This is a genomic window from Parabacteroides sp. FAFU027, from assembly GCF_022808675.1.
Classification (GTDB): domain Bacteria; phylum Bacteroidota; class Bacteroidia; order Bacteroidales; family UBA7332; genus CAXXIC01.
The window spans coordinates 1-25,019 of the sequence record NZ_JAKZKV010000018.1 but is presented as its reverse complement, the minus strand read 5'-3'; the positions used below and the strand labels follow the sequence as shown (position 1 = coordinate 25,019).

At 43.3% G+C, this 25,019-nt stretch carries 20 protein-coding genes; 12 read left to right on the top strand and 8 right to left on the bottom strand.

Annotated elements, in window-relative coordinates; translation table 11 throughout:
* Positions 1–402 precede the first annotated feature (402 nt).
* The 5 genes from MLE17_RS18045 to MLE17_RS18025 form a co-directional block, all read right to left on the bottom strand.
* Complete coding sequence (locus MLE17_RS18045; RefSeq protein WP_243350173.1) at positions 403–3,792, bottom strand: efflux RND transporter permease subunit; 3,390 nt, start codon at positions 3,790–3,792, stop codon at positions 403–405.
* 43 nt (positions 3,793–3,835) lie between these two features.
* The gene (locus MLE17_RS18040) at positions 3,836–4,960 is read right to left on the bottom strand and encodes an efflux RND transporter periplasmic adaptor subunit (protein WP_243350172.1); all 1,125 of its coding nucleotides are present in this window, start codon (positions 4,958–4,960) and stop codon (positions 3,836–3,838) included.
* Between the two features lie 30 nt (positions 4,961–4,990).
* On the bottom strand, positions 4,991–6,277 hold the full coding sequence (locus MLE17_RS18035) for a TolC family protein (RefSeq protein ID WP_243350171.1): 1,287 nt from the start codon (positions 6,275–6,277) through the stop codon (positions 4,991–4,993).
* Between the two features lie 137 nt (positions 6,278–6,414).
* Positions 6,415–6,912 carry a 3'-5' exonuclease gene (locus MLE17_RS18030; RefSeq protein WP_243350170.1) on the bottom strand — a complete coding sequence of 166 codons (498 nt, stop codon included), beginning with the start codon at positions 6,910–6,912 and terminating at the stop codon, positions 6,415–6,417.
* 203 nt (positions 6,913–7,115) lie between these two features.
* Positions 7,116–7,715 carry a superoxide dismutase gene (locus tag MLE17_RS18025; RefSeq protein ID WP_410795641.1) on the bottom strand — a complete coding sequence of 200 codons (600 nt, stop codon included), beginning with the start codon at positions 7,713–7,715 and terminating at the stop codon, positions 7,116–7,118.
* A gap of 553 nt (positions 7,716–8,268) precedes the next feature.
* Here MLE17_RS18025 and MLE17_RS18020 point away from each other — a divergent pair.
* From MLE17_RS18020 to MLE17_RS18000, 5 genes are all read left to right on the top strand, one after another.
* Positions 8,269–10,578, top strand: coding sequence for an ATP-dependent helicase (locus tag MLE17_RS18020; protein WP_243350168.1), 2,310 nt, complete (start codon positions 8,269–8,271; stop codon positions 10,576–10,578).
* A 121-nt stretch (positions 10,579–10,699) separates the two neighbouring features.
* Positions 10,700–11,830: a carboxynorspermidine decarboxylase gene (gene nspC / locus MLE17_RS18015; protein ID WP_243350167.1), complete on the top strand. Its 1,131-nt coding sequence runs from the start codon at positions 10,700–10,702 to the stop codon at positions 11,828–11,830.
* Between the two features lie 281 nt (positions 11,831–12,111).
* The gene (locus tag MLE17_RS18010; RefSeq protein ID WP_243350166.1) at positions 12,112–14,121 is read left to right on the top strand and encodes a KUP/HAK/KT family potassium transporter; all 2,010 of its coding nucleotides are present in this window, start codon (positions 12,112–12,114) and stop codon (positions 14,119–14,121) included.
* A gap of 172 nt (positions 14,122–14,293) precedes the next feature.
* The gene (locus tag MLE17_RS18005) at positions 14,294–14,713 is read left to right on the top strand and encodes a Fur family transcriptional regulator (RefSeq protein WP_243350165.1); all 420 of its coding nucleotides are present in this window, start codon (positions 14,294–14,296) and stop codon (positions 14,711–14,713) included.
* Positions 14,714–15,197: 484 nt separating this feature from the next.
* Positions 15,198–16,733, top strand: a complete 1,536-nt coding sequence (locus MLE17_RS18000; protein WP_243350164.1) for a DUF4301 family protein — start codon at positions 15,198–15,200, stop codon at positions 16,731–16,733.
* Positions 16,734–16,879: 146 nt separating this feature from the next.
* Here the strand turns inward: MLE17_RS18000 and rpsO are convergent, their stop codons facing one another.
* Both rpsO and xerD read right to left on the bottom strand, forming a co-directional pair.
* Positions 16,880–17,149 (bottom strand): 30S ribosomal protein S15, encoded by a 270-nt coding sequence (gene rpsO, locus MLE17_RS17995; RefSeq protein WP_243350163.1) that lies wholly within the window; start codon positions 17,147–17,149, stop codon positions 16,880–16,882.
* 142 nt (positions 17,150–17,291) lie between these two features.
* Complete coding sequence (gene xerD, locus MLE17_RS17990; RefSeq protein ID WP_243350162.1) at positions 17,292–18,206, bottom strand: site-specific tyrosine recombinase XerD; 915 nt, start codon at positions 18,204–18,206, stop codon at positions 17,292–17,294.
* A gap of 98 nt (positions 18,207–18,304) precedes the next feature.
* Here xerD and aroQ point away from each other — a divergent pair, with 98 nt between their 5' ends.
* From aroQ to MLE17_RS17955, 7 genes are all read left to right on the top strand, one after another.
* Positions 18,305–18,724, top strand: a complete 420-nt coding sequence (gene aroQ / locus MLE17_RS17985; protein WP_243350161.1) for a type II 3-dehydroquinate dehydratase — start codon at positions 18,305–18,307, stop codon at positions 18,722–18,724.
* A gap of 116 nt (positions 18,725–18,840) precedes the next feature.
* The gene (pyk, locus tag MLE17_RS17980) at positions 18,841–20,304 is read left to right on the top strand and encodes a pyruvate kinase (RefSeq protein WP_243350160.1); all 1,464 of its coding nucleotides are present in this window, start codon (positions 18,841–18,843) and stop codon (positions 20,302–20,304) included.
* 18 nt (positions 20,305–20,322) lie between these two features.
* Positions 20,323–20,958, top strand: coding sequence for an O-methyltransferase (locus tag MLE17_RS17975; protein ID WP_243350159.1), 636 nt, complete (start codon positions 20,323–20,325; stop codon positions 20,956–20,958).
* 146 nt (positions 20,959–21,104) lie between these two features.
* Positions 21,105–21,485 carry a glycine cleavage system protein GcvH gene (gene gcvH, locus MLE17_RS17970; RefSeq protein WP_243350158.1) on the top strand — a complete coding sequence of 127 codons (381 nt, stop codon included), beginning with the start codon at positions 21,105–21,107 and terminating at the stop codon, positions 21,483–21,485.
* A gap of 75 nt (positions 21,486–21,560) precedes the next feature.
* Positions 21,561–22,067: a 5-(carboxyamino)imidazole ribonucleotide mutase gene (gene purE / locus MLE17_RS17965; RefSeq protein WP_243350157.1), complete on the top strand. Its 507-nt coding sequence runs from the start codon at positions 21,561–21,563 to the stop codon at positions 22,065–22,067.
* Positions 22,068–22,222: 155 nt separating this feature from the next.
* Positions 22,223–23,122 carry a DUF2156 domain-containing protein gene (locus tag MLE17_RS17960; RefSeq protein ID WP_243350156.1) on the top strand — a complete coding sequence of 300 codons (900 nt, stop codon included), beginning with the start codon at positions 22,223–22,225 and terminating at the stop codon, positions 23,120–23,122.
* Positions 23,123–23,137: 15 nt separating this feature from the next.
* A complete protein-coding gene (locus tag MLE17_RS17955; protein ID WP_243350155.1) occupies positions 23,138–23,881 on the top strand; it encodes a GNAT family N-acetyltransferase in 744 nt (247 codons plus the stop codon).
* On the opposite strand, the gene MLE17_RS17950 is transcribed toward MLE17_RS17955, so the two are convergent.
* Positions 23,862–24,509, bottom strand: coding sequence for a hypothetical protein (locus MLE17_RS17950; protein WP_243350154.1), 648 nt, complete (start codon positions 24,507–24,509; stop codon positions 23,862–23,864). The two genes, MLE17_RS17955 and MLE17_RS17950, sit on opposite strands and share 20 nt — an antisense overlap.
* Positions 24,510–25,019: the final 510 nt, after the last annotated feature.

Genomic DNA, 25,019 nt, shown 5'->3' with positions numbered 1-25,019 from the left:
CGTGCAAATTGATATTGAAAAGAAACAGAAGAATCGTCCGCAACCTTCTGGGTTTTCCAGACGGTCCGCGACAGTTGTCTACAACCTCCTAGAATTTCTAGTAGGTCCGTGACGACCGTCTACAAGAAACTAGAAAATATAGCGGGTTGTAGACGGTTTTGGAGCGAAATTGAGTTCGGAGAGGGAGATTCGCAAAAAGAATGAGAGATTAAGGGATGCTGAATACAAACAATTACTTAAGAAATGAGATTAACCAGTAAGGTGAGTAGATACGCTTTGTTTTGTTTTCTGGAAATATCGTTTCGTGACAAATATATCTCGTTATTGATCTGTTATGTACAAAACAAAATGCCCGGCAGTGCAAATACTACCGGGCAATTGAATCTTTAGCTGTGGGGTTCACTAAAAGAGCTTTCTCAGGAAGTTATCCCCGTGTTTGATTTTTATGATAAAACGTTTGAAGAGAATCTTCTGCGCATAAGTGATGTGATACATCACCGGTATCATAATCAGGGTGAGGAATGTTGCGAAACTCAATCCGTAAACAATGGTCCACGACAATGGTCCAAAGAAGGCGACATTATCACCACCCAGGAAGATATGAGGATTGCCGGTACGAAGCAACGAACCGAAGTTGATATTGAATCCGATTGCCAACGGTATCAATCCCAGAATAGTAGCGATAGCGGTCAGCAACACCGGAGTGATACGGGTCTTACCACCCTGAATCATCGCCTCACGCGGATGCAATCCTTCAGCAATCAATACATCGGTAAATTCTACCAACAGGATTCCGTTACGCACCACGATACCAGCCAGTGCCACAATACCCATACCGGTCATGATGATGGACATCGGATTTCCTGAAATCATAAACCCAAAGAATACTCCAATCAAACTGAAGATAACTTCAGAAATGATAATGATCGGTTTAGAAATAGAGTTGAACTGTGTGATCAGGATAAAGATAATCAGGCAGAGGGCCAGTCCCATGGCCAATCCCAGGAAGGAAGAGGATTCCTTCTGGTCTTCCTGTTCACCGGTGATCTTGATATCAATTCCGTCCGGTTTGGAGAAACGGGTCAGATCGTGTCGTATTGTTTCAAGTACTTCATTCGCCGTATATCCAGTGATCACATTGGCGTTGATGGTAATTACCCGTTTTACGTTGAGGCGGTTGATTCCTCCCACCGAATTCTGATAATTGATTGTGGCCAATGCTGAAAGCGGAATACTACGCAACTGTCCTGTATTCATATCCCGATAGGTAATGTGGGTGTTGATCAGTCGGTCAATGTTTTTGCGCTGGTCTTCAGAATAACGCAGGTTAATCGGATATTGGTCCTCTCCTTCGCGGTATTTAGAAGCTTCACCACCATAAACAGCGGTACGAAGCTCTCCACCAACCTGTCCGGTAGAGACACCTTCCATATTGGCTCGCATACGATCCAGATTGACAATGATTTCCGGCTTGGTACTTTCAAATTCGGTTTTGAACTTATCTGCACCTGGTATTTTCAGCGAATCAAGATATTGAATCAAATGATCGCTGGTTTTAATCAGGTCATTCAAATCATCCCCACTCACCTCGATGTTAATCGGCTTGCCGGTAGGAGGACCTCCCTGTTCTTTATCCACATTAATCTCTGCTCCCGGAATGCCTTTGACTGCTTTACGGATTTTCTCCATATAGTCGTTGGTATTTTGCCCGTGGCGTTCGCCAAATTCCACAAAGTTGACTGTCACTTTCGCTTTATGAGATACCTTGGTACCTGCATCAAACGGATTATCCGAAGCATTGAGCGCCACGTTGGTCAATACCGATTCCACAATCGGATTGTTGTTACCCAGTACCTTCATCACGCGGGTTTCCACTAAACGAGCCAGACTGTCTGTCACTTTCACATCGGTTCCCACCGGCATACGGATGTAGGTATTGACAGAGTTCGGCTGATTATCGGGGAATAAGACAACTTTTGGCGGGAAAATACCCATCAGGATAATTGTCAGGAAAAACAGGCCAACCAAACTCCACATCAAAATGCCGGGACGACGTTTTTGCAAAAGGAATCGCAACAGTTTCTCATACGCATTCAGCAGTTTCGGGATAAGATAATGCTGGAAATGGAGCAACACATTATAGCCAAACAGATTGTGCATCACAAAGCTGAATACGAAGACCAGCAACAGGTTGGCCGGCAAACGCAGATGAGCCAGATGGAATAAAATAGCGATTACCACAATCACTCCTGATATCAACCACATACGACTGCGCTGCATACCGTGGTGTTCCTCGTCGCGTTTCATAAACGTTACCGCAAAAACCGGATTGATGATATAAGCGACAAACAATGATGCAAACAGCGTGATAATAATGGTCACCGGAATGTAAACCATGAACTTGCCAATTACTCCCGGCCAGAAAGCCAACGGGAAGAAAGGGGCCAATGTTGTCAGTGTTCCTGAAAGAATCGGGATGAATACCTCGCCGGCAGCCAGTTTTGCCGCCTGTATGATCGTCATATTGCCCTGCATATAGATACGGTGGGTGTTTTCGATCACCACGATGGCATCGTCCACCACGATACCGAGAGCAAAGATGAAGGCAAACATCACCATCATGTTGAGGGTAAAATCAATTCCCGGAATAATAATCATCGCCAATGCCATCGAAAGCGGCACTGAAAGCCCGACGAAGAAGGCATTGGTTACCCCCATGAAGAACATCAGAACGATGATTACCAGCAGGAATCCGATGATGATGGTATTCTCCAGGTCAGCCACGGTGGTACGGGTATATTTACTCTGGTCTCCTGATACCACAACGCTGATGTCTTTGGGGAATTTCTCTTTTTGGAGTTTCTCCAGGATTACTTTAATCTTGTCGGAAGCATCCAGTAGGTTTTGTCCACTCTTTTTGATAACGTTGAGGGCCAACACGTTTTTGCCGTTCATGTAGGCGTAGCTGTCCTGGTCTTTGAATCCCTCTTTAACTTCAGCCACATCTTTCAGATAAACCAATCCGCCACCTGATGCTTTTATCACCAGATTCTTCAATGTTTCGATATCCTTAAATTCACCTACCACACGGATACTGCGGCTCATTCCCTGCTGGGCAATAGAACCTCCGGAGATGGTCATATTTTCATATTTAATGGCGCTGCTGACATCGTTAAAGGTCAGGTTAAAGGACTGCATCTTGTACATATCGAGATTCACCTGTACCTCTTTCTCCAATCCCCCCACAATATCTACACGGGTAATCTCCGGAAGTTCCTCTATGCGGTCTTTGGCCTCATCTGCATATTTTTTCAACTGGTCAAGGGTATAATCCCCCGACAGGTTAATGGTCTGGATAGGCATTTGGGAAAGGTCAATCTCAATCACCTGAGGCTCCTGGGTGAGGTCGGTAGGCAAATCCTTCTTGGTTTTATCTACCGCATCTTTTACCTTTTGCTTGGCATCTGCCTGGTCTATGTTGGTCTGGAACTCAACGATGATAGAACTAACATCTTGCAGCGATTTACTCTCGATTTTTTTGACGCCATTGATTGATTTCAGGTTCTTTTCCAACGGACGGGTCACGAGGTTCTCCATATCCTGAGGAGAAGTACCGGCATAGATTGTATTTACGATGATCTGGGGGATTACAATCTCCGGGAACTGTTCCCGGGCAATGCGATTATAGCTTACCGCACCAAAGATCATCAGGATAAGCACCAGCACGTAGATGCTGGTCTTATTGTCGATGGACCAACTGGTCGGTTTGAAATTTTTTAGTTTCTTGTCCATGTGTATCTGGTTATACGTTTGACGATTTACGTGAACCGATTTTTTATTCTTTTACTTTAGCGCCTTCACTCAGGCCCAACTGACCAACAGTTACGATTGCATCCCCGGCATTCAATCCGGAAACGACCTCCATCAATCCGTTATAAGTCATACCCGGAGTAATGTAGCGTTTATGGGCTGTTTTGATTTTACCACCATCGTTCAATACATATAGATATGCGCCTTTGGCATCATTCTGTACAAGGCTTACAGGCACCACATAGGCCGATTTGTTTTTGTAGTCGATAATGCGCAATACTGCAATCATATTGGCTTTCAGGTTCGCGAGTTTAGATGGCAGGCGAACTTCCACTTTGAATGAACGGTTGGTCGGGTTGATGTATTTGCTGGCAGTAGAGATCGTTGTTTTTAATTCAGTTTTCAGGTCCGGGAACCAGATAGAAACCGAATCACCGGCACTGATACTTTTGTTGTATGCTTCAGCTACATCAGCCACTATTTTGTTGGACGAGAAATTAATCACGGTCGCCACAGGCATTGCAGGTGACGCCGCCATCCCGACTTTCAATGGAAGGTCTTCAATCGTGCCACTGATAGGCGATTTGATGGTCTGGTAGCCCAGCTGTTCTTTAATAGCAGCCAGGCCGCTTTCGAGTGCTTCTTTTTGGGTTTTTGCTTGCAGGTATTGTACTTCTGATCCGATCTTTTGTTCCCACAGATTCTTTTGACGTTCATAAAGGTCACAAGCCAGTTTGTATTGAGTCTCGGTCTGCTTCATGCTTTTACGCAGAGCCTTATCATCCAGACGGGCAATCACCTGGCCTTTGCCCACTTTGCTTCCCATTTTTACCAGGACCTGAGTAACCACGCCCTGACCTTCCGGATAAACCTTCACATTTTCCTCACCATCAAGAGCCCCCTGTATTTCAATCGAGTGAGAGAAATAACGGGGAGAAACAACTTCTGTTTTCACCAAGACGCCGTCATCCACTTTCGTTGAGTCTTTGCCATCGGTGGCAATCTCTTTCTCCAGTTGGGCAATTTCTTCTGTAAGCGCCTGTTGCTCTTTCTTAAGCTTAATCAGTTTCTTGTTTTTGTCCTGCGAACAGGCGGCCAGCATCATAACGGCCAGTATTACAGCGGATATTTTTTTCAAATAGGTTGTCATATCGTATTTGTTTTGCATTTCGTTGATTTGTTATTGAGCTAATTTCTCCAATTCCACTTTTGCATTCAGCAAATTGAGCACAGCGTTGTAATAATCGCCCACCGACTTCAGGTACTGGCTCTGCACCTGTGTCAAATCAAGGCTCGATGAGACTCCGGCTTTGTACTTTACCATGGTCTTTTCGTAGATTTTATTACTGATTTCAGTACTTTTCTGCTGGTTCAAGAAGGTGTTGTAAGCCGTTTCGTAACTCAGTTTTTGTGACTGGTATTTAAGCGATAAGCCCTCTTTGAGTTGTTCTTTGCTGTTTTGGACTTTTTCCAGCTCCAGTTTAGCCTGTTTTACTTTCATGGAGCGACTTCCACTGGTCAGGATAGGGAGTGATAGCGAAACCCCCAGTACATCCTTGGGTTGAAAATCGAGAATCGGTGTCTTTTGTTTTTCCTGATGTTGGTAAAATCCGGCAATGGTAGGCAGATAGCCCGTTTGCTCACGTTTCAGCATCAACTTTTGTGCAGCCACCTGATTCTCCATCATCTTAAAATCAATATTCTGACCAGGATTAAATTCGGTATTGGCAATTGGATTTATTCCTGTAATGACATTATCCAACTTATCGGTCAACAACAACTGTTCCGACATATTCATGCCCATCAGGTACTTAAGCTGATTGTGAACTGTCTTCATTTGTCCTTCAAGAGCAATGGCCAGATTGTTTACGGTCGTCTGATTTACCCGCAGTTGATCTACATCCGTTTCCTCAATAAAGCCACCTTTGTGCATTTGCTCCATTTGGTTGAGCATTTGCTCCATGACCGTCTGGTTTTTACGGACAATATTCAGATTTTCGGCTAATATCAGGGCTAAATAGTAGGTGCTCTCGACAGATGCTCCAATCTCAATATTATTTTTAGTTAGCGCCTGTTCGGAGATTGCCTTATAGACTTTGGATGCCTGAAGGCCTACCAGATATTCGCCACTGAAAATGAGTTGTGATACCTGGAGGGTGAAAACTGTATTATCTCCAAATGTAACAGGGATTTTGGTATCTCCCATAGGGAAGGATGGAACTTTGAATATGTGCTGGTAATCAGCTTTTCCGGTAACCTGAGGCAATCCGATTGCCGTGGTCTCAAACACCTTCTTTTTCGCAATAGTCACATCCAGTCGGGCATTCTGAAGGGTTTTATTGTAAGCCAGTGCAATCCGCTTTGCTTCATCCAATGACAGCGACTTCTCCTGTGCCCAAAGAGATGGAGCGAAAAGCAGGGCCGACAAAAACCATACTATGACACTCTTTCTTTTGTTTAAACTCATACTTTTTCCATTGTTTTTATGTGATTAAAAATGATTTCCCAAGACAAATATCATTATTGATATGTCAATAACAGCATCCAAGTCGATGAAGTCCTGAAAATAAGAGATAAAATACTGTCATTAAGAGATTAACAGTCTTATCCGGCACGTTCAAGCATCAGCATAATCATTGCTGCTGCGCGTGCGTCGCTAAGGGCATCGTGGTGATTAAGCGGAATATCCAGAAATTCAGCCACGGTATTTAGTCTATGATTAGGTAGGTTGGGGAGTTTCTTCTTTGCCAGTTTAACGGTACAGGCTGATTGTGGCAGACGGCAGGCAATATCGGCATATTCCAGACAACGCTTCAGTACATTCATGTCGAATCCTGCATTGTGAGCTACGATGGTATCTGCATTTTCAATATATGAAACGATTTTGTGCCAGATGTCTTCAAAACGCGGGGCATTCATCACCTGTTGAGGTGTAATGCCGTGTACCGCAATGTTGTATCTTGAAAACCAATCGGTATAAGGCTTGAGCAGGTATGATACTTCATGAATGATGCGACTGTTTTCCACAACAATCAGTCCGATGGAGCAGGCACTCGCGGGGTTGCTGTTAGCCGTTTCAAAGTCAATGGCTGTAAAGTTCATTTTCAAAGTACTATTTATATAGAACAAAGGAAGATATTTTCCGGCAAACAAAATAGCACTTTTTAGAAATTAGCTCCGTAAATGGTTACAAAATGAATATTCTATATTGATTTGATAGAAAAACAAAACCCTGTCATCACGACAGGGTTTGCTATCTAACCAATAAAACTAAAAACTCATATTATGTACAACTTATTTTTATCTTAGTAACGTGTGCCGACCACATCCCAGTCAATCTTGTCCCACAAAGCAGCGAGGTGGTCAGGGCGACGGTTTTGGTAATCGAGATAATAAGCGTGCTCCCATACGTCGAATGTCAGGATAGGAGTGAGGCCTTTGGTCATCGGGTTACCGGCGTTTCCTTCTTTTACGATTTCCAGTTTACCTTCTTTGTTTTTTACCAGCCATGCCCAGCCTGAACCGAACAGGGTCACACCAGCTTGTACAAACTCTTTCTTGAAATTGTCAAATGAGCCGAAAGCAGCGTCAATCGCAGCAGCCAAAGCGCCTTTAGGAGCACCTCCTCCGTTTGGTGAGAATGAGGTAAAATAGAATGTATGATTCCAGATTTGCGCTGCATTGTTGAAAATAGGACCATCTGATTCTTTGACAATGGTTTCCAGATCAGAATTTTCAAACTTAGTTCCCGGAATCAGATTGTTCAGATTTGTAACATAAGCCTGATGGTGTTTTCCGTAGTGGAACTCAATAGTTTTCTGACTGATAACCGGTTCTAATGCATTTGCTGCATAAGGTAATTGTGGCAATTCGAATTTCATAACTGTTATTTTTTTGATTTTGATTTAGAATAATGGACTCGCCCAAAATGCGAGCCTTTGTTTAGACTTTCTTTAAAACAAGGTCGTCTCAAATGTGTTCAATTCAAACTTTATTTATTGAGATTTTTTCAGAAATACATTTCCAAGGTTGGGAATCTCAGCCTGAGTATCCGGACAGGCTTTCCCAACGTTGGGAAACCTTGCCCGGGGGCTGGGCGAACTTTCTCAATGCTGGGATTCTTACCCGAGGCTTCAGGGGGACTTTCCCAACCTTGGGAAAGCTTCTTAATCATTGGATATATAGCGTCCGACGCGTCGGAATCTTCCCCCAGCGTACAGGCAAGGATTCCGATGAGCCGGAAAACCCGCCCTGCCCTCCCACATGCTTTCCGACGCGTCGGAAAGTCTCTTTTTGCCCAAAAACAAAGAATCCGACGTGTCGGAATCGTTCCCCAGCTCGTGGTGGAACTTTCCGACGCGTCGGACGCACCAAACTAATCCAGAGTGGCAAGTGGCACTCCCACGGCATTACTGCTATCTCTGATAAAATCACTACTTTTGCAAAAAAGAAACTGCCGTGGTCGATTTTATCAAGGAACTCAATGAAAGTCAACAGCAAGCCGTGCTGCATAACGACTCTGCCTCACTGGTCATTGCCGGTGCCGGATCGGGCAAGACGCGCGTGCTTACCTATAAGATAGCCTACCTGCTTCAGTCGGGCTATCCCGCTTACTCTATTCTTGCCCTGACCTTTACCAATAAGGCTGCCCGCGAGATGAAAGAGCGTATTGCCCGTATAGTAGGGCATAGGGAGGCTGCCCGCTTGTGGATGGGGACTTTTCACTCCATTTTTTCACGCATTTTGCGCAGGGAAGCGGAGTACATCGGCTTTACCTCTAATTTTACCATATACGATACGGCGGATTCCAAGAGTCTCATCAAAGACATCATCAAAGAGTTGGGATTGGACGAAAAAGTCTATAAACCGGCCACTGTGCAGGGGCGCATCTCCAATGCCAAAAACTGTCTGATAACTCCCGGTATGTACTCTGCCAATCGTGACTTGATGGAAGATGATTTCAAAATGAAAATGCCGCAGATTCGGGACATCTACCGCATCTATGCCATCCGTTGCAAGAAGGCCGATGCAATGGACTTCGACGATTTACTGCTCTATACCAATATCCTGTTCCGCGATTTCCCCGATGTTTTGGCGAAATACCAGGTACAGTTCCAATACATTCTGGTGGATGAGTACCAGGATACCAACTTTGCCCAGCACCTGATTGTGAAACAGCTTTCGGGAAGTCATGGTCGTGTGTGTGCTGTGGGTGACGATGCGCAAAGTATCTACTCCTTCCGCGGAGCAAATATTGACAATATCCTGAATTTTAAACAGAATTTTCCCGGTTGTCAGATTTTCAAACTGGAACAGAATTATCGCTCTACCCAAACCATTGTAGATGCCGCCAACAGCCTGATTAAGAAAAACCGGGCTCAAATCCGCAAGAATGTTTTTTCGGAAAATGAGCGCGGGGAGAAGATTCAGGTGATAAGCGCCTATTCCGATTTTGAAGAGGGCTATATGGTGGCGGGCAAATTGCTCGAAATGCGTATGCGCAAACACGATGCTTACAGCCAGTTTGCCATCCTGTATCGTACCAATGCGCAATCGCGTATCCTTGAAGAGGCGCTTCGCAAACGAAATATACCCTACCGGATTTACGGCGGACTGTCTTTTTATCAACGTCAGGAGATTAAGGATGTCATTGCCTATTTCCGCATGATTGTAAATCCGAACGATGAAGAGGCGCTCAAACGCATCATCAACCGTCCGGCACGCGGCATCGGGGAGACGACTTTGACCAAACTGAAATCAGCAGCCATCTCCCAAAGTGTCAGCATGTGGACGGTGCTGAACGACCCGTTGGCATTTGGCCTGAATGTGAATAGCGGAACAGCCCGCAAGTTGCAATTTTTTCGCGAACTTATACAGGGATTTGTCAATGATATGGAGGAGGTTTCCGCCTTCGACTTGGCTGATTCGGTCATTAAAAAGACCGGTCTGCTTACCGAAATGTATGCCGACCGTACACCGGAAAGCCTAAGTAAACAGGAGAATATCCAGGAACTTCTGAACGGTATTCAGGAATTCTGTCTCAACAAACAGGAAGAGGGTATTGAACAGGCCGGATTGGTCGATTTTCTTTCTGAAATTTCACTTGCGACCGACCAGGATACGGATAAAGAGGCCGAACAGGAGCGCGTAACCATGATGACCATTCACGCGGCAAAAGGATTGGAGTTCAAAAACGTCTTTGTGGTGGGTATGGAAGAAGACCTTTTCCCCAGCATGTTTGCCAAAGAAAGCGAAAAGAGTTTGGAGGAAGAACGTCGCCTTTTCTATGTGGCTATTACCCGTGCGGGAGAAAACTGTACGCTGTCATTTGCCAAATCCCGTTTCCGCAACGGCCAATCGCAGATGACCTCGCCCAGCCGCTTCCTTAAAGATATCGATGCGGAATATCTGGATATGCCTTCGGATAACCGTTTGGCTGATTCAGTAAGGGAAAGGGCTTCTAACTTTAACCGGAATAATTTTTCAGGACGGGGCGTGTCGGAAAGAGCAACGGCCTCTCCCTATACACAAAATAGCTTTCCCCCCAAAGCCCAACCGACCAGTCAACCGGATATCCCCAATAATCCATACCAGACCCAATCGGCGGAGAAGGTGGCTGCCGGCCAGACTATCCGGCATGAGCGCTTTGGTGTCGGGAAAATTACCAAATGTGAAGGTTCTGGTGATGACCGGAAGATTTTTGTCAGCTTCGAGCATTCGGGCGACCGCGTGTTGCTGCTGAAATATGCGAAGTTCACGATATTATAAAATTCATGTTGCACACAGATAACACTGATGCAACGCAACACAGATTTATATATCTGTGAAAATCGATTCAAATCCGTGTCATCTGTGTGCCATTTTACTATAAATGACAACCTCTACGAAAATGATTGACATCAATAAAATTCCTTCTCCCTGCTACGTGCTCGAAGAAGACCTGTTGCGCCGTAACCTGGCGCTTATTAAGCGAGTAAAAGACGAAGCAGGTGTGGATATTATCCTTGCCTTCAAAGCTTTCGCCAACTGGAAGGCGTTTCCGATTATCCGGGAGTATATACCTTATTCTACTGCCAGCTCGGTGTTTGAGGCTCAACTGGCATTTGAGGAGATGAAGACTCCGGCGCATACTTTCTCACCGGCCTATACGGATGAGAACTTCCCTACTTTCCTGAAACACAGTTCGCACATCACCTTCAATTCATTGAGCCAGTTTGAGCATTTCTATCCTGAGACAAAAGGAAAAGTATCTTGCGGAATCCGTGTCAATCCCGAATATTCATCGGTAGATACAGACCTTTACAATCCCTGTGCACCGGGTTCGCGTCTGGGAGTTGTAGCAGACCAAATCGGCAAAGAGCTGCCAGATGGTATCGAAGGGCTGCATTTCCATACACTTTGTGAATCCAACTCATTTGATTTGGAAAAAACACTGTTGAAAGTGGAGGAGAAATTTGGTCACCTTTTACCTAAAGTTAAATGGTTGAATATGGGCGGTGGCCACCTGATGACCCGCAAAGGCTACAATGTGGAGCACCTGATTCTGTTGTTGCGCTCATTTAAAGGGAAATATCCTAATCTTCAACTAATATTGGAACCAGGTAGCGCATTTCTTTGGCAGACCGGATTTCTGTTGTCAACCGTTGTTGATATCGTGGAAAACAAAGGTATCAAGACGGCCATTCTTGATGTTTCATTTGCCTGCCACATGCCTGATTGTCTCGAGATGCCATACAAACCGGCTATTCGCAACGCCACAGATGAAGTAGAAGGAAAGCCCACTTATCGTATGGGTGGAAACTCCTGCCTGAGCGGCGATTTCGTTGGCAGTTGGTCTTTTGAAGAGGAGCTCAAAATAGGCGACCGTATAATTTTCGAAGATATGATTCACTACACTACGGTCAAAACGACCATGTTCAACGGTATTTCGCACCCGGCAATGGCTATCCTTCACAGTAACGGGAATTTGGAGGTGCATCGCGAATTTACCTATGACGATTACAAACACAGAATGGCCTAGTTTGCTGTTATTCCACAAAATATAATTCCCAGAAGAGACGCACGGCCGTGCGTCTCTTCGCGTTAACAATCCCGATTACCTCCGTAAATACAGCGCCTCCAATCATAATCCCGTGTTACATAGGCGATTTCGTTCTTTGTACCAAAATATTTCCTACCTTTGCGCACTTTTTTCCCTGAAAAAGAGAGATATGTCTAACTAAAATGCAGATCCGGACAAGAATTCTCATCAACTGTGAAGCTATTTGAGAACAACTCTTTACCGTTTGCTAATTTGAAATTATGAACCATAACCCTTCAGCCGGAACCTCCTCAAAAGTAACGTTGGCCGGTCTGCTCATAACCCTGGGCATTGTTTATGGAGATGTCGGTACTTCTCCATTGTACACCGTTCGCGCAATCCTAAACGGCGCATCAGTCATCAACGAATCCTTCGTATTAGGTGCTATCTCCTGTGTTTTCTGGACACTGACCCTGCAAACCACCGTCAAGTACATCATCATCACGCTTCGGGCAGACAACAAAGGCGAAGGGGGAATTTTGTCTCTTTTTGCATTATTGAAAATGAGGAAAAGCTGGGTCTATTTAATAGCCATCATTGGCGGTTGCGCTTTGCTGGCTGATGGAATTATCACTCCGGCCATTACCGTTACTTCTGCAATAGAAGGACTTCGATTATTTAATCCGGATATTCCGGTCGTTACAGTAGTATTGATTATTCTCAGTGTTCTGTTTGCTATCCAGCAATTTGGAACCAATTTCCTGGGAAAATCGTTCGGACCCATGATGTTTTTCTGGTTCTCTATGCTCGGCGTATTGGGGATTTCACAAATCATCTATTTCCCTGAGGTATTGAAAGCCATCAATCCCTATTATGCCATAAAGCTTTTAGCTGAATATCCGAACGGGTTTGTGTTGCTGGGTGCAGTATTCCTGTGTACCACAGGTGCCGAAGCGCTATATTCCGACCTGGGACACTGTGGGATTTCCAATATCCGGGTCTCCTGGATTTTTGTAAAATCCTGTCTTTTGCTCAACTATTTCGGTCAGGGTGCGTGGGTCATTACACATGCCAATCAGATTACCGAAAATGTAAATCCGTTTTACGCTACCATGCCTCAATGGTTTGTTATGCCGGGGGTATTTATCGCTACAGCAGCGGCTATTATAGCCAGTCAGGCATTGATTAGTGGCTCATACACCATCATCAGTGAAGCTATCTCTCTGAATTTCTTTCCTAAAGTACGTATTCAATACCCCACGACCATTAAAGGACAGATGTATATTCCTTTGATAAATACAGTTCTATACCTCGGCTGTTGCTTTGTGGTCTTGTATTTCCGGGAATCATCGGGGATGGAAGCGGCCTACGGCCTTTCGATCACCATCGCGATGCTGATGACCTCTATCCTGCTGATGTTCTATCTGCGCAGTCGCGTTTCTCCTTACCTTCAGGCTTTAATCGGAATTACCTTCTTTACTATAGAATTATCATTCCTGGCTGCCAATATGACCAAATTCAGTAAAGGCGGTTGGATTTCGGTAATGATTGCAGGTGTTTTTGTGCTGATTATGTACATCTGGCACAAAGGTCGCCGCATCAAAAACAGTTTCATCACTTTCGTGAAAATAGCAGATTATCTGCCGGTTATCGAAGCAATATCTAAGGACCAGACCATTCCTAAATTTGCTACGAACCTGGTTTATATCACTCATGCAAACTATACGACTGAAATTGAAAATAAGATACTCTATTCGATCCTGCGTAAACAACCGAAACGCGCTGATGTCTATTGGTTGCTCCACGTAGATATTGTGGATGCCCCCCATACGACCGAATATGAAGTTCATCCGCTGATTCCGGGAACATTGATCCGTATTGACCTCCGTCTCGGATTTAAGGTACCAACCAAGGTAAACCTCTATTTCCATAAAATCATTCGTGACCTGATGGCGGACCAGCAAGTGGATATGGTTAGCCATTATCCTTCGCTCAATGCTTATAACGTGCTGAGTGATTTTCGTTACATCGTGATTGACCGTGTGCCCAATAAAGACTACGATTTCGAGAATTTCCAGCAATTTATTATGAATATGTACTTTCGTATTCGTAAGATTGGGCTCTCAGATGTGAAAAACCTGGGGCTTGATGCCACTAACGTTAGGGTTGAATCGGTACCTCTGTTGGCTAACTCAGAGATATTCGAAAGAGACGCTCATGCGGACAATACAGCACCCAATACAAGGAAAATAAAACCGAATGAACTGAAGTTTATTAAGGTGGTCAAATAAAAAATCAGCAGAAAGAGAACAGATTCACAAATCTTTTACTATCTTAGAGCCAGCATAAACGTTCTATTGTGTAACGTTAAGGCGCAATTCTTTACAGTTAATTATTGACCCGTGACTAAACTATTTTAAGTCACTCTTGTTTTATAATTAAGAATTAATCTAAAGCGCGTTCATGAATGAACTTAATACCTATAGGGAAAAGATAGTAAACTCAGGATTAAAAGTAACTAATCAGCGGGTTTTGATACTATCAATTCTGGAACACATTTCACATCCCAGTGCAGATGATATTCTGCAGGAATTCAGGAATAGAAACCGGAATGTATCCATAGGTACAGTTTACAATACGCTTGAAGCTTTCGTTGAAAAGAGATTAATTCGGAAGCTGGAGACTGAAGGAGGGGTTGTCCGATATGAATTGTCACCAGACAGTCACTTCCATCTCTACTCCAGGGAAGATGAAAGAGTGGAAGATTATTTTGATGACGAGCTTTTGAACCTTATCCATAAATACATTGAAGAAAAAGGAATTAAAAACTTCTCTGTTGATGAGATTCGGCTCCAATTCATAGGTTCATTTACAGATAAATAAACGGCACATCTTACGTGATGACTCATTTATAAGACAACCATTTTGTAAGGTGTGTTTGGTACAGCATAACTTTCCCGGGAGACCGGGCGAAGGTTATTCAAGCTTTAAAAGCCGCTTCTTGAAGCGAAACGCTTTGGGGCTAACCTTCCGATAGGTTAACATATATGCTGCGTTTTTTGCTCAATGCTTTAAGTCGTAGCATTATGTGAGGAAATCCGGTCAGAGCCTGCTTTGTGAAAATCGGACTTTGAACGGACCCGGGCTGCAATTCCGCCGGGTAATCCCCGACGGAAATTAAAAAGCAGCTCTCTTTGTTTCATAATAATTGTCATTGTGTGGTTAATGGGCAACCGTCCGCGAGGGCGGTTGCTTTTTTTTGTGCATCACCGTTATTTCACAATCTATTTTAATCTGCTTATCAGGAAAAATCGTATTTTTGCTAATATCACCCGAAGAAGTATTTAAACACAAAAATCACAATGATATGCTAACCGAAAAAGATCTTGAACAACTTAAAAAACGAGGAATTTCTGAAGCTCAGATTGAAGAGCAACTCAAATGTTTTGCAACAGGATTCCCATATCTTGAACTGCAGGCTGCTGCATCACTGGAAAAAGGTGTTTTAGGAGTCGACATTGAAGCGGCCACCGCTTTTGCAGCTACCTGGGAGCAATACCTGGAAGGCGATAACTCCATTCTGAAATTTGTGCCGGCATCAGGAGCTGCCAGCCGTATGTTTAAAAATCTCTTCGAATTTATCGATGCCGATTACAATGAACCAACCACGGCTTTCGAGAAAGACTTTTTCGCCCACATTGAATATTTTGCATTTTATGCTGACCTGAATACTGTATGCCAGAAATCTTTAGGCAAAGATGTCAAAGCTCTGATTGAAGTAGGAAACTATAAAGGTATCGTGAGCTTGTTGCTCAATAGCGATGGGCTGAACTACGGAAATCTACCTAAAGGATTGTTGAAGTTCCACAATTATACAGACGGAGCGCGCACTCCTATGGAAGAGCACCTGGTGGAAGGAGCTCTTTATGCAGCGAATAATTCAGGGAATGTTAAAGTGCATTTTACCGTTTCGCCAGAACACAGAGCTTTGTTCGAAGCTCTCCTTGCGAAAGAAAAAGGCGATTACGAACAAAAGTTCGATGTGAAATATGATGTTTCTTTCTCTGAGCAGAAAGCATCGACCGACACCGTTGCTGCCGATTCTGAGAACCAGCCTTTCCGTGATAAAGGTGAGTTACTGTTCCGTCCTGGTGGTCACGGGGCTTTGATTGAAAATCTAAACGATATCGATGCCGATATTATTTTCGTCAAAAATATAGACAACGTTGTTCCTGATAATTTTAAAGAGGCAACTATTCTTTATAAAAAGGTGCTTGCGGGGGTGTTGGTTTCTACTCAAACCAAGATTCATGAATACCTCAATCTGCTGGAAAGCGGCAAATACAGTCAGGATGAATTGATTGATATCGTTTACTTCCTGCAAAATGAGCTTTGTACCAAAAATCCTGTCATGAAGGAGCTGGAGGATTCAGAGTTGGCTCTGTATCTGAAGCATAAACTGAATCGTCCGATTCGTGTATGTGGTATGGTGCGTAACGTAGGAGAGCCTGGTGGAGGGCCGTTTATTGCTAAAAACAGCGACGGCACCTGGTCATTGCAGATTCTTGAAAGTTCACAAATTGACATGACCGATGCGGCTAAAGTGGAGATGTTTGAAAATTCGACCCACTTCAATCCGGTCGACTTGGTTTGTGCGGTGAAAGACTACAAAGGCAATAAGTTTGACCTGACTCAATATGTGGATAAGCAGACCGGCTTCATTTCCCTGAAATCAAAAAGCGGCAAAGAGCTTAAGGCGCTTGAACTGCCCGGATTATGGAACGGTGCCATGTCTGACTGGAACACCATATTTGTGGAAGTTCCTATCGAAACCTTCAATCCTGTAAAAACAGTAAACGACCTGTTGCGTAAAGAGCATCAGGGTACGACCTCTAATCACTGATTCGAGTAAGCTATTCGATAAAACGGCCTCATTCGTAAGAATGAGGCCGTTTTCATATCCGGCCTGTCTTGTCGAAGGTGTAAGAAATAAAAAAAAGCCGTCCCAAACGAATGGAACGGCTTTTGTAGCTTCGGCGAAGCAATTTCTTACTTTCTGATGCCAAGTTCTTTGATGATAGCACGGTATCTTTCGATATCACAGTCTTTCAGGTAATCGAGCAAACGACGACGTTTACCTACCAACATTTTCAGAGCGCGCTCTGTGCTATAATCTTTGTGATTTGACTTCAGGTGTTGAGTCAAATGAGAGATACGGTATGAAAATAATGCTATCTGCGCTTCAGGTGAGCCAGTATCAGTATTAGACTTTCCGTACTTCTCGAAGATTTCTTCTTTTTTTTCTGCACTTAAGTACATGTTCTTTCGTTTTATATGTTTGAAAAAATGTGGTGCAAAGATAAGGCTTTCTTTTTGAATGACAATAGGTTTGGTTGTATTTTTCATTCAAAGACCAGTTGGGGTTTGGAAAAATACTTCTGGAAATAGCCCCGGAAGACGTTTAGTCAGGCTTTTTATACTTTATATTTCTTGGGTGATGTTCCAGTATTTCCCGGCGTAACCTCTCCCGGTCAATGTGAGTGTAAATTTCGGTTGTGGTAATTCGTTCGTGCCCCAGCATTTGCTGGATGACGCGAAGGTTGGCTCCTCCTTCGAGCAGGTGGGTGGCAAAAGAGTGCCGGAAAGTGTGTGGACTTACCTTTTTTTTGATCCCCGTTTCGGCAAGCAACTCCTTGATGATGTAAAAGATCATCACTCGGGAGAGCTTTTGTCCTCGGCGGTTGAGAAAGACGGCGTCTTCATGCCCTTTTTTTATCGGGGCTTTGTGGCGATCAAGGAAATAGAGCTGTATTTCGTGCAGGGCAGTCTCCGAAATCGGGACAAGTCGTTGTTTGTTCCCTTTACCCAAAACCCGGATAAAGCGTTCGTCGGGGTAAATGTCACTGATGTTGAGGTTTACCAGCTCCGAGACACGCAGTCCACAACTGTAGAGCAGTTCGAGTATGGCCCGGTTACGCTGTCCCTCAGGTTTGGAGCGGTCTATGTACGAAATCAGTAGGTCTATCTCTTCTATGCTCAGTACATCGGGGATTTTTAATCCGATTTTGGGTGATTCGAGTAATTCGCAGGGTGAAGCTTCAACGTAACCGTCCAATAACAGGAAATTGTAGAACGATTTAATCCCGGAAATTATGCGTGCCTGAGATCGTGGGCAGATGCCTACATCGTGCAGTTGCGCTACAAATTGGTGAAGGTCGTCAAGTGTCACATCCGTGACCGTTTTCTCTTCCGTCTCCACAAATTGAGCCAGTTTTTCGAGATCGTCGAGGTAAGCTTCGATAGAATTTTTACTCAACGATTTTTCCAATTGCAGGTAGGTAACGTATTTTTTTACAACAGATTGGTTGTCCTTCATGTTTTTTTGACTACTTTTGCGCTAAAATTACAGGAACAGCATGACAAAGATACTGAAATGCTGCTTTCCCTCCTCTAAAAAAGATAATTTCATCTTTTATGAAGATACAGATAATCAATGGCCCTAACTTGAATCTGTTGGGCAAAAGAGAGCCTTCCATTTACGGAAACAGCTCATTCGAATCGTATCTCGAACAACTAAAAACTAAATATCAGGATTGCGAATTTTTTTATTATCAGTCAAATATCGAAGGAGAAATGATTGATAAAATTCATGAAGTCGGTTTTGACTTTGACGCGATCATAATGAATGCCGGAGCATATACGCATACTTCCATCGCATTGCACGATGCTATTAAAGCGGTTAAAACGCCTGTAATTGAAGTGCATATTTCTAATATACATCAGCGCGAATCGTTTCGCCATGTATCGATGATCGCACCGGCCTGTAAAGGCAGTATCCTGGGATTCGGAATGGATTCATACCGGTTAGCTGTCGAAGCTGCATTGCAGTTTTAAGTATTTAGGTAAAAGGTTTTCAATATTCAGAAAGCACTGCTGATGTGTATTCTAACGTATTACTTAAAATGTAAAACGTATAACGAAATCGTTATCTCATAAAACAATATATATTTATGTCGAAACACACCAAAATCGTTGCTACCATCTCTGATATGAGATGTGACGTGGAATTTATCAAAGAACTCTACGAAAGTGGAATGAACGTAGTGCGCATGAACTCAGCTCACATGAATGAGGAAGGCTTTGCACGCGTAGTAAACAATACCCGTGCGGTATCTAAAAATATCGGTATCCTGATGGATACAAAAGGTCCTGAAGTAAGAACTACTAAAATTGACGGTAGTGATAAAATCAAATTTGAAACAGGTGACATCATCTCTTTCATTGGCGATCCAGCTGTACTGACTACTAAAGAATGTGTAGCTGTATCTTACAAAAACTTCGTTAAAGACCTTAATGTTGGTTGTAAAGTATTGATCGACGATGGAGAGATCGAATTTACTATCATCGAGAAGAAAGAAGACAAACTGATTGCTCAGGCTGAAAACAGTGGTGAACTGGGAAGCCGCAAAAGTGTGAACATCCCTGGTGTACGCATCAGTCTTCCTTCATTAACTCCACGTGACCTTGAAGTAATTGACCTGGCTATCAAGCACAACGTTGACTTCATTGCTCACTCATTCGTACGTAACCGTCAGGACGTATTGGATATCCAAGGTATCCTCAACGCTCACCAAAGCCCAATCAAAATCATCGCTAAGATCGAAAATCAGGAAGGTGTTGATAACATCGACGAAATCCTTGAAGTAGCTTACGGTGTGATGGTTGCTCGTGGTGACCTCGGTATCGAAGTTCCACAGGAGAAAATCCCTGGAATTCAGCGTCTGTTGATCAAAAAATGTGTTCAGGCTAAAAAACCGGTTATCGTAGCAACTCAAATGCTTCACACGATGATCAAAAACCCACGCCCGACACGTGCAGAGGTTACTGACATCGCGAATGCAATCTATTACCGCACTGACGCAGTGATGTTGAGTGGTGAAACTGCTTATGGAGATTATCCTGTAGAAGCAGTAAAAACTATGGCTGCTATCGCAGAAGAGGCTGAAAAAACAAAAATGCCTGAAAACGATATTCCTGTAGATTCTAAAGAAAACACGACTATCGCTACTTACCTTGCTGAAAAAGCGGTAAAAGCAACTCGTCGTCTGCCTATTTCTGCAATCCTTACAGATAGCTTTACAGGCGGAACTGCTCGTTACGTAGCATCTTTCCGTGGCAAAGCTCCTGTTTACGCATTCTGCTACAAAGAAGGTACTATCCGTCACCTGGCTCTTTCTTATGGTGTATTCCCTATCCACCTGGATGTTGACACCAATGCTCGTGACTACTTCTTCGAAGGAATGAAAATTCTGTTGAAAGATGGTAAAATCAAAACTTCTGATACAGTTGCATTCTTAGGCGGAAGTTTCGGTCAGGGTAGCGGTACTTCTTACCTTGAAATCAACGAAGTAGGTAAAATCATGCCTAACGCAGCAGATTATGTTTTGCCAAACTTCGTAGAAGAGCAAAAATAATAAACTGAGATAACATCAATGACAGACGCGGTCGAGCAGTATATTCTGGATCATATTGATCCCGAAGGAGCACATTTGCAACGATTAAATCGTGATGCACATGTCAATCTGCTTCGACCGCGTATGCTTTCCGGCCATTTGCAGGGGCGATTTCTGAAAATGCTTTGCCGGATGATTAACCCTACTTACATTCTCGAACTCGGCACTTATGCCGGTTACTCTGCGCTCTGCCTGGCAGAGTCCCTTCCCGAAAACGGAGAACTTCACACCATAGAAATCGATGATGAGCTTGAAGATTTTATTCGCAAGCACATCGACGCCTCCGAATTCGGTTCCAAAATACATCTTCACATTGGCGATACATTTGATATCGTTCCCCAAATTGACCGGACTTTTGATCTGGTTTTCATTGATGCCGATAAACGCAGTTACTGCGAATATTTTGATTTGGTTTTTGATAAAGTATGTCCTGGCGGTTTTATTATTGCTGACAATACGCTTTGGGATGGCAAAGTGCTGGATGTCCCGGCGGCTAATGATGCGCAGACCATCGGCATTCTAAATTTCAATGAAAAAATAGCATCTGATCCCAGAGTTGAAAAAATTATTTTACCTTTGAGAGACGGAATTACGTTGATTTACAAGAAAGCGTGATTCTTTGATTTGAAGATTAGATGATTTGAGAATTTGAAAATGAGAGATCAGGTATTTGTCAAATTCATTCGTCATCATATGTCTTAATTTTCAGATTTGCTAATCCTCAAATTCTCCATTTGCCTTAACTCTTAAATCAACATACAATGAATTTTCCGTTAGAATTAAAGTACTCCAATGATCACGAATGGATTCGTGTGGAAGGGGATCAGGCATGGGTCGGTATCTCCGATTATGCGCAACATGAATTGGGCGAGATTGTCTATGTCGATGTTCAGACGGTAGGTGAATCGCTGACAGCAAACGAAGTATTTGGAACTATTGAGGCTGTGAAAACCGTTTCGGATATGTTCCTTCCTGTATCGGGAGAGGTGCTAGAGCTGAATCCGGCCCTGGAAGACCAGCCAGAATTGGTTAACAGTGACCCGTATGGCGAAGGATGGATTGTGAAGATTACGGTAAAGGATATTGACGAACTGGATAATCTGCTTACAGCTGAAGAATATAAGCAGCTTATTGCTAAATAATATGTGGATACTCCGGAGGTGAGTATCGGATGAAGATTTTTCTATAATTCGTAACCCAAAACCAGAAACAAAAAAATGAAACCCGTTATCAGTATTATTATGGGAAGTACTTCTGATCTGTCGGTAATGTCAAAGGCAGCGGAGCTTCTGAATGATTTTGAGATTCCATTTGAAATAAATGCACTTTCAGCTCACCGTACTCCGGCAGAGGTTGAAGTTTTTGCAAAAGGTGCACAAGAGAGAGGTATTAAGGTAATTATTGCGGCAGCCGGTATGGCAGCTCACCTTCCGGGTGTAATCGCGTCAATGACAACACTTCCTGTTATTGGAGTGCCTATCAAGGCAACTTTAGACGGTATGGATGCATTGCTCGCCATCGTGCAAATGCCTCCGGGAATTCCAGTAGCTACTGTTGGAATCGACGGTTCATTAAACGCGGCTATCCTGGCGGTTCAGATGATTTCAACTGGTGACGAAGTGCTTCAGGAAAAACTGGCATTGTACAAAGAGGGCTTGAAAAAGAAAATTGTTAAAGCAAACGAAGAGCTCAAACAGGTGCACTACAAATTCAAGACAAACTAATAGCAAGGCCTTCGGGGAATTTCCCGAAGGCTTTTTATTTGCCCAAATATAAATAGGAGTGAGGCTCCGTTAATTCACGTGAATAAAGGAGATCGAATGGCTCAGAATTAAATATTAATGGCTAAGTTTGTTGTGTTATTTAGAATAAGTCTATTATGGTAATATTTCGTCCGGTCACCATAGACGATAGAGATAAGATCCAGCGCTATACAAAAGGAAAGGGAAGCCGCCTCCTGAACTATAGTTTTGAAGTGCTTTTTTTATGGAGAGATGTATGTGATTTTGAAATTGCCGAGAAGGATGGATTTCTATTGATAAAGACTTTTCACCATAACCGGCACTACTTTTTATTTCCTTTAGGTGAGGGGAATTTGAAGCAAATCATTCTCGATCTGGTTGATTATGCCCGTTCACGTTGTGCCTCTTTTCAGATGTTTCAGATTCTACCGGAGCAAAAGGAGCGAATTGAGAGACTTTTCCCCGGCAGTTTTTCTTTTGAACCTACCCGAGATGAATTTGAGTACTTATTCGAAAGTGAAAAGCTGATTACTTTACAGGGAAAAGCTTTGCAGCCGAAGCGAAATCATATCAATGCATTCGAAAAACAATATGACTGGTCATTTGAAGAGATAACGCTTTCCAATATGGTCGATGCATTGATGTTTAGTCACCAATGGGATATGGAAATGGATGTTCCTCTGGATAGTCCGTTGAATATGGAGATACAGGCTTCAATGATTGCATTCGAAGCTTATTTTTGCCTTGGCTTGGATGGCGGAATCCTTCGTGCAAACGGAGAAGTGGTTGCAATGTCTCTGGGATGTCCGATTGCTGAAGATACTTATTTGGTTCTCTTTGAAAAGGCAGATAATAAAGTTCGGGGCGCTTATCCGATGATTAACCGTGAGTTTGCCCGTCGTTTTTGCTCAGAATTCCGTTATATAAACAGAGCTGAGGATAATGGTGATGAAGGTTTGCGCAAAGCCAAACTTTCCTACCATCCTGACGTTTTGCAGGAGGTTTTCCGTATGACTTTAATTAATAAAAGCAACTGATTTACGCTGCGTTTTATGGTGATTCGAAATGCTATTCCCAACGATTATGAGAGTCTGAAAGCGCTTTGGCTGGTTGCTTTCAGTGATGAAGAATCCTATATTGAAAGTTTTCTTCGTAACAAATGGATGGGAGACAACTGTCTGGTTGTTGAAGAAGAGGGGCGATTAGTTTCTATGCTTTTCCTTTTGCATGCCGAGATCATCACCGATGGAAAGCATTCTCCCGCATGGTATATTTATGCATGTGCTACGGCTACAGATTTTCGGGGAATGGGTTTTATGAAAATGTTGCTAGACGAAGCTTATCGGGAAGCCGTTTCGCAATCCGTATTTGCATTGTTGTTAGTTCCGGCATCGGATGATTTATTCCGATATTATGAGAAAGCCAGTTTTCACCGATTGTATAAAAAGCCGCTTTCAACCAACGAAAATTTGAATTATAACAACTATACCCAGATATCAGGGCCTCAAATAGACCGAATTCTGGTGCGACGCGATACAATTCTTAACCGCGAACTGGATGTGTGTTGGGACTTAGAGCATCTGATCTTTGCTACAGGAGGGGCCGTAAGTTCGTATTTGACTAAAGACGGTTATCTGATTGAAGAGGTATATAATAATGAAAGGCGAATTATAGAGCAACTCCCCGAAATGCTTGAAGCAATAAGTGATGAAGATTATGCTATGATCCGGTTTTGCGAATCCTATGATTTAAGTAAGCTTGGCCATTTACCTTATTTTAATCTTGCGTTGGACTAAGGTATTCGAATCTATAATATTTTACTCCTTTGTCAGATGTATTTACCTTTACTTTCAGCGGTGTACTTTTGCCGATTTTGCTAAATGAGGTAAGGTTGTAAGAGGCGAAAGTATTAACCATATAGCCGTCTGCATCTCCGTTCTTTGAGTGCCGGAGTTCCAGATAAAGTGTGTCATTGGCCGCTTTTGTGTAATAGAAAAGAGAAATACCGTGTTGTTTGTTGTTGTATTCAAACCCCAGTCTGAAGTTTAGCCAGTCCCCACTTTGCCAGACACTCTCTATATATAATGGGTCATCGCTCAAATTAGAGGTAAGCGGTTTAATTGTAGCTGTATTTATGCTTGATACCGAGTTCGTATTAATAGAAAAAGAACTGGCTCCGATTTTCTCCTCGATATTATAATTAAGTAAAACCCTGCTGCCGGTCGTGTATTTCGACGCGACCGAAGTCTGAGGCAATAGCTTGTCCAGATTGTCAAGTCTGAAAAAACGAATATTGCTGGAATCTTCTATGGTGGCCAGATCCAATCGAAAATCCCCCAATCCGTAATCAATATCCTCCTTCTTACATGAAACCAAAACTGCAAAAAAGCCAATAACTACGAAAAGAATTCCTCGGGTTCTCATTTTAATCCTGTTTGAGCTTACAAATATAATGATTTAAGCTTATTTTTAGGGCACGACCCTCGTATCCTCGGGTCGGGCTATGCGCTTCAAGTCCTCGCTCGCGCACTCGCTGCGGGCTTTCCGCTGCTATCCCTCGCGCAGGAGTTACCTTCAGAATCTCCGAAACCCCACCAAACCTCCAACTTATCCAAAGTCCGAAACTTTAGATAAGTTTCTCTCCACAAAATATCCCCCAATCAGCAATCAAGCCTCTGAAACACCTCCATCAGTCAACAAAACACCCCCTCTGAAAAATAGAAATTCATCCCGGTTTCAGCATGATTTTCATTTTCTGCCATTCCCTCAATCCTTCATTCCCTCAATCCCTATACTTACCCTCAGTGGGTTATGTTCTTTAACAGAAAAAAGGCGTCGTATAATTTGGAGCGAATAGATAAACCGACTACTTTTGCACTCGCTAAACAGGAAGGGCAGCGGCCCAACGAAGATTGCTTGAGACTTTTGGAAATA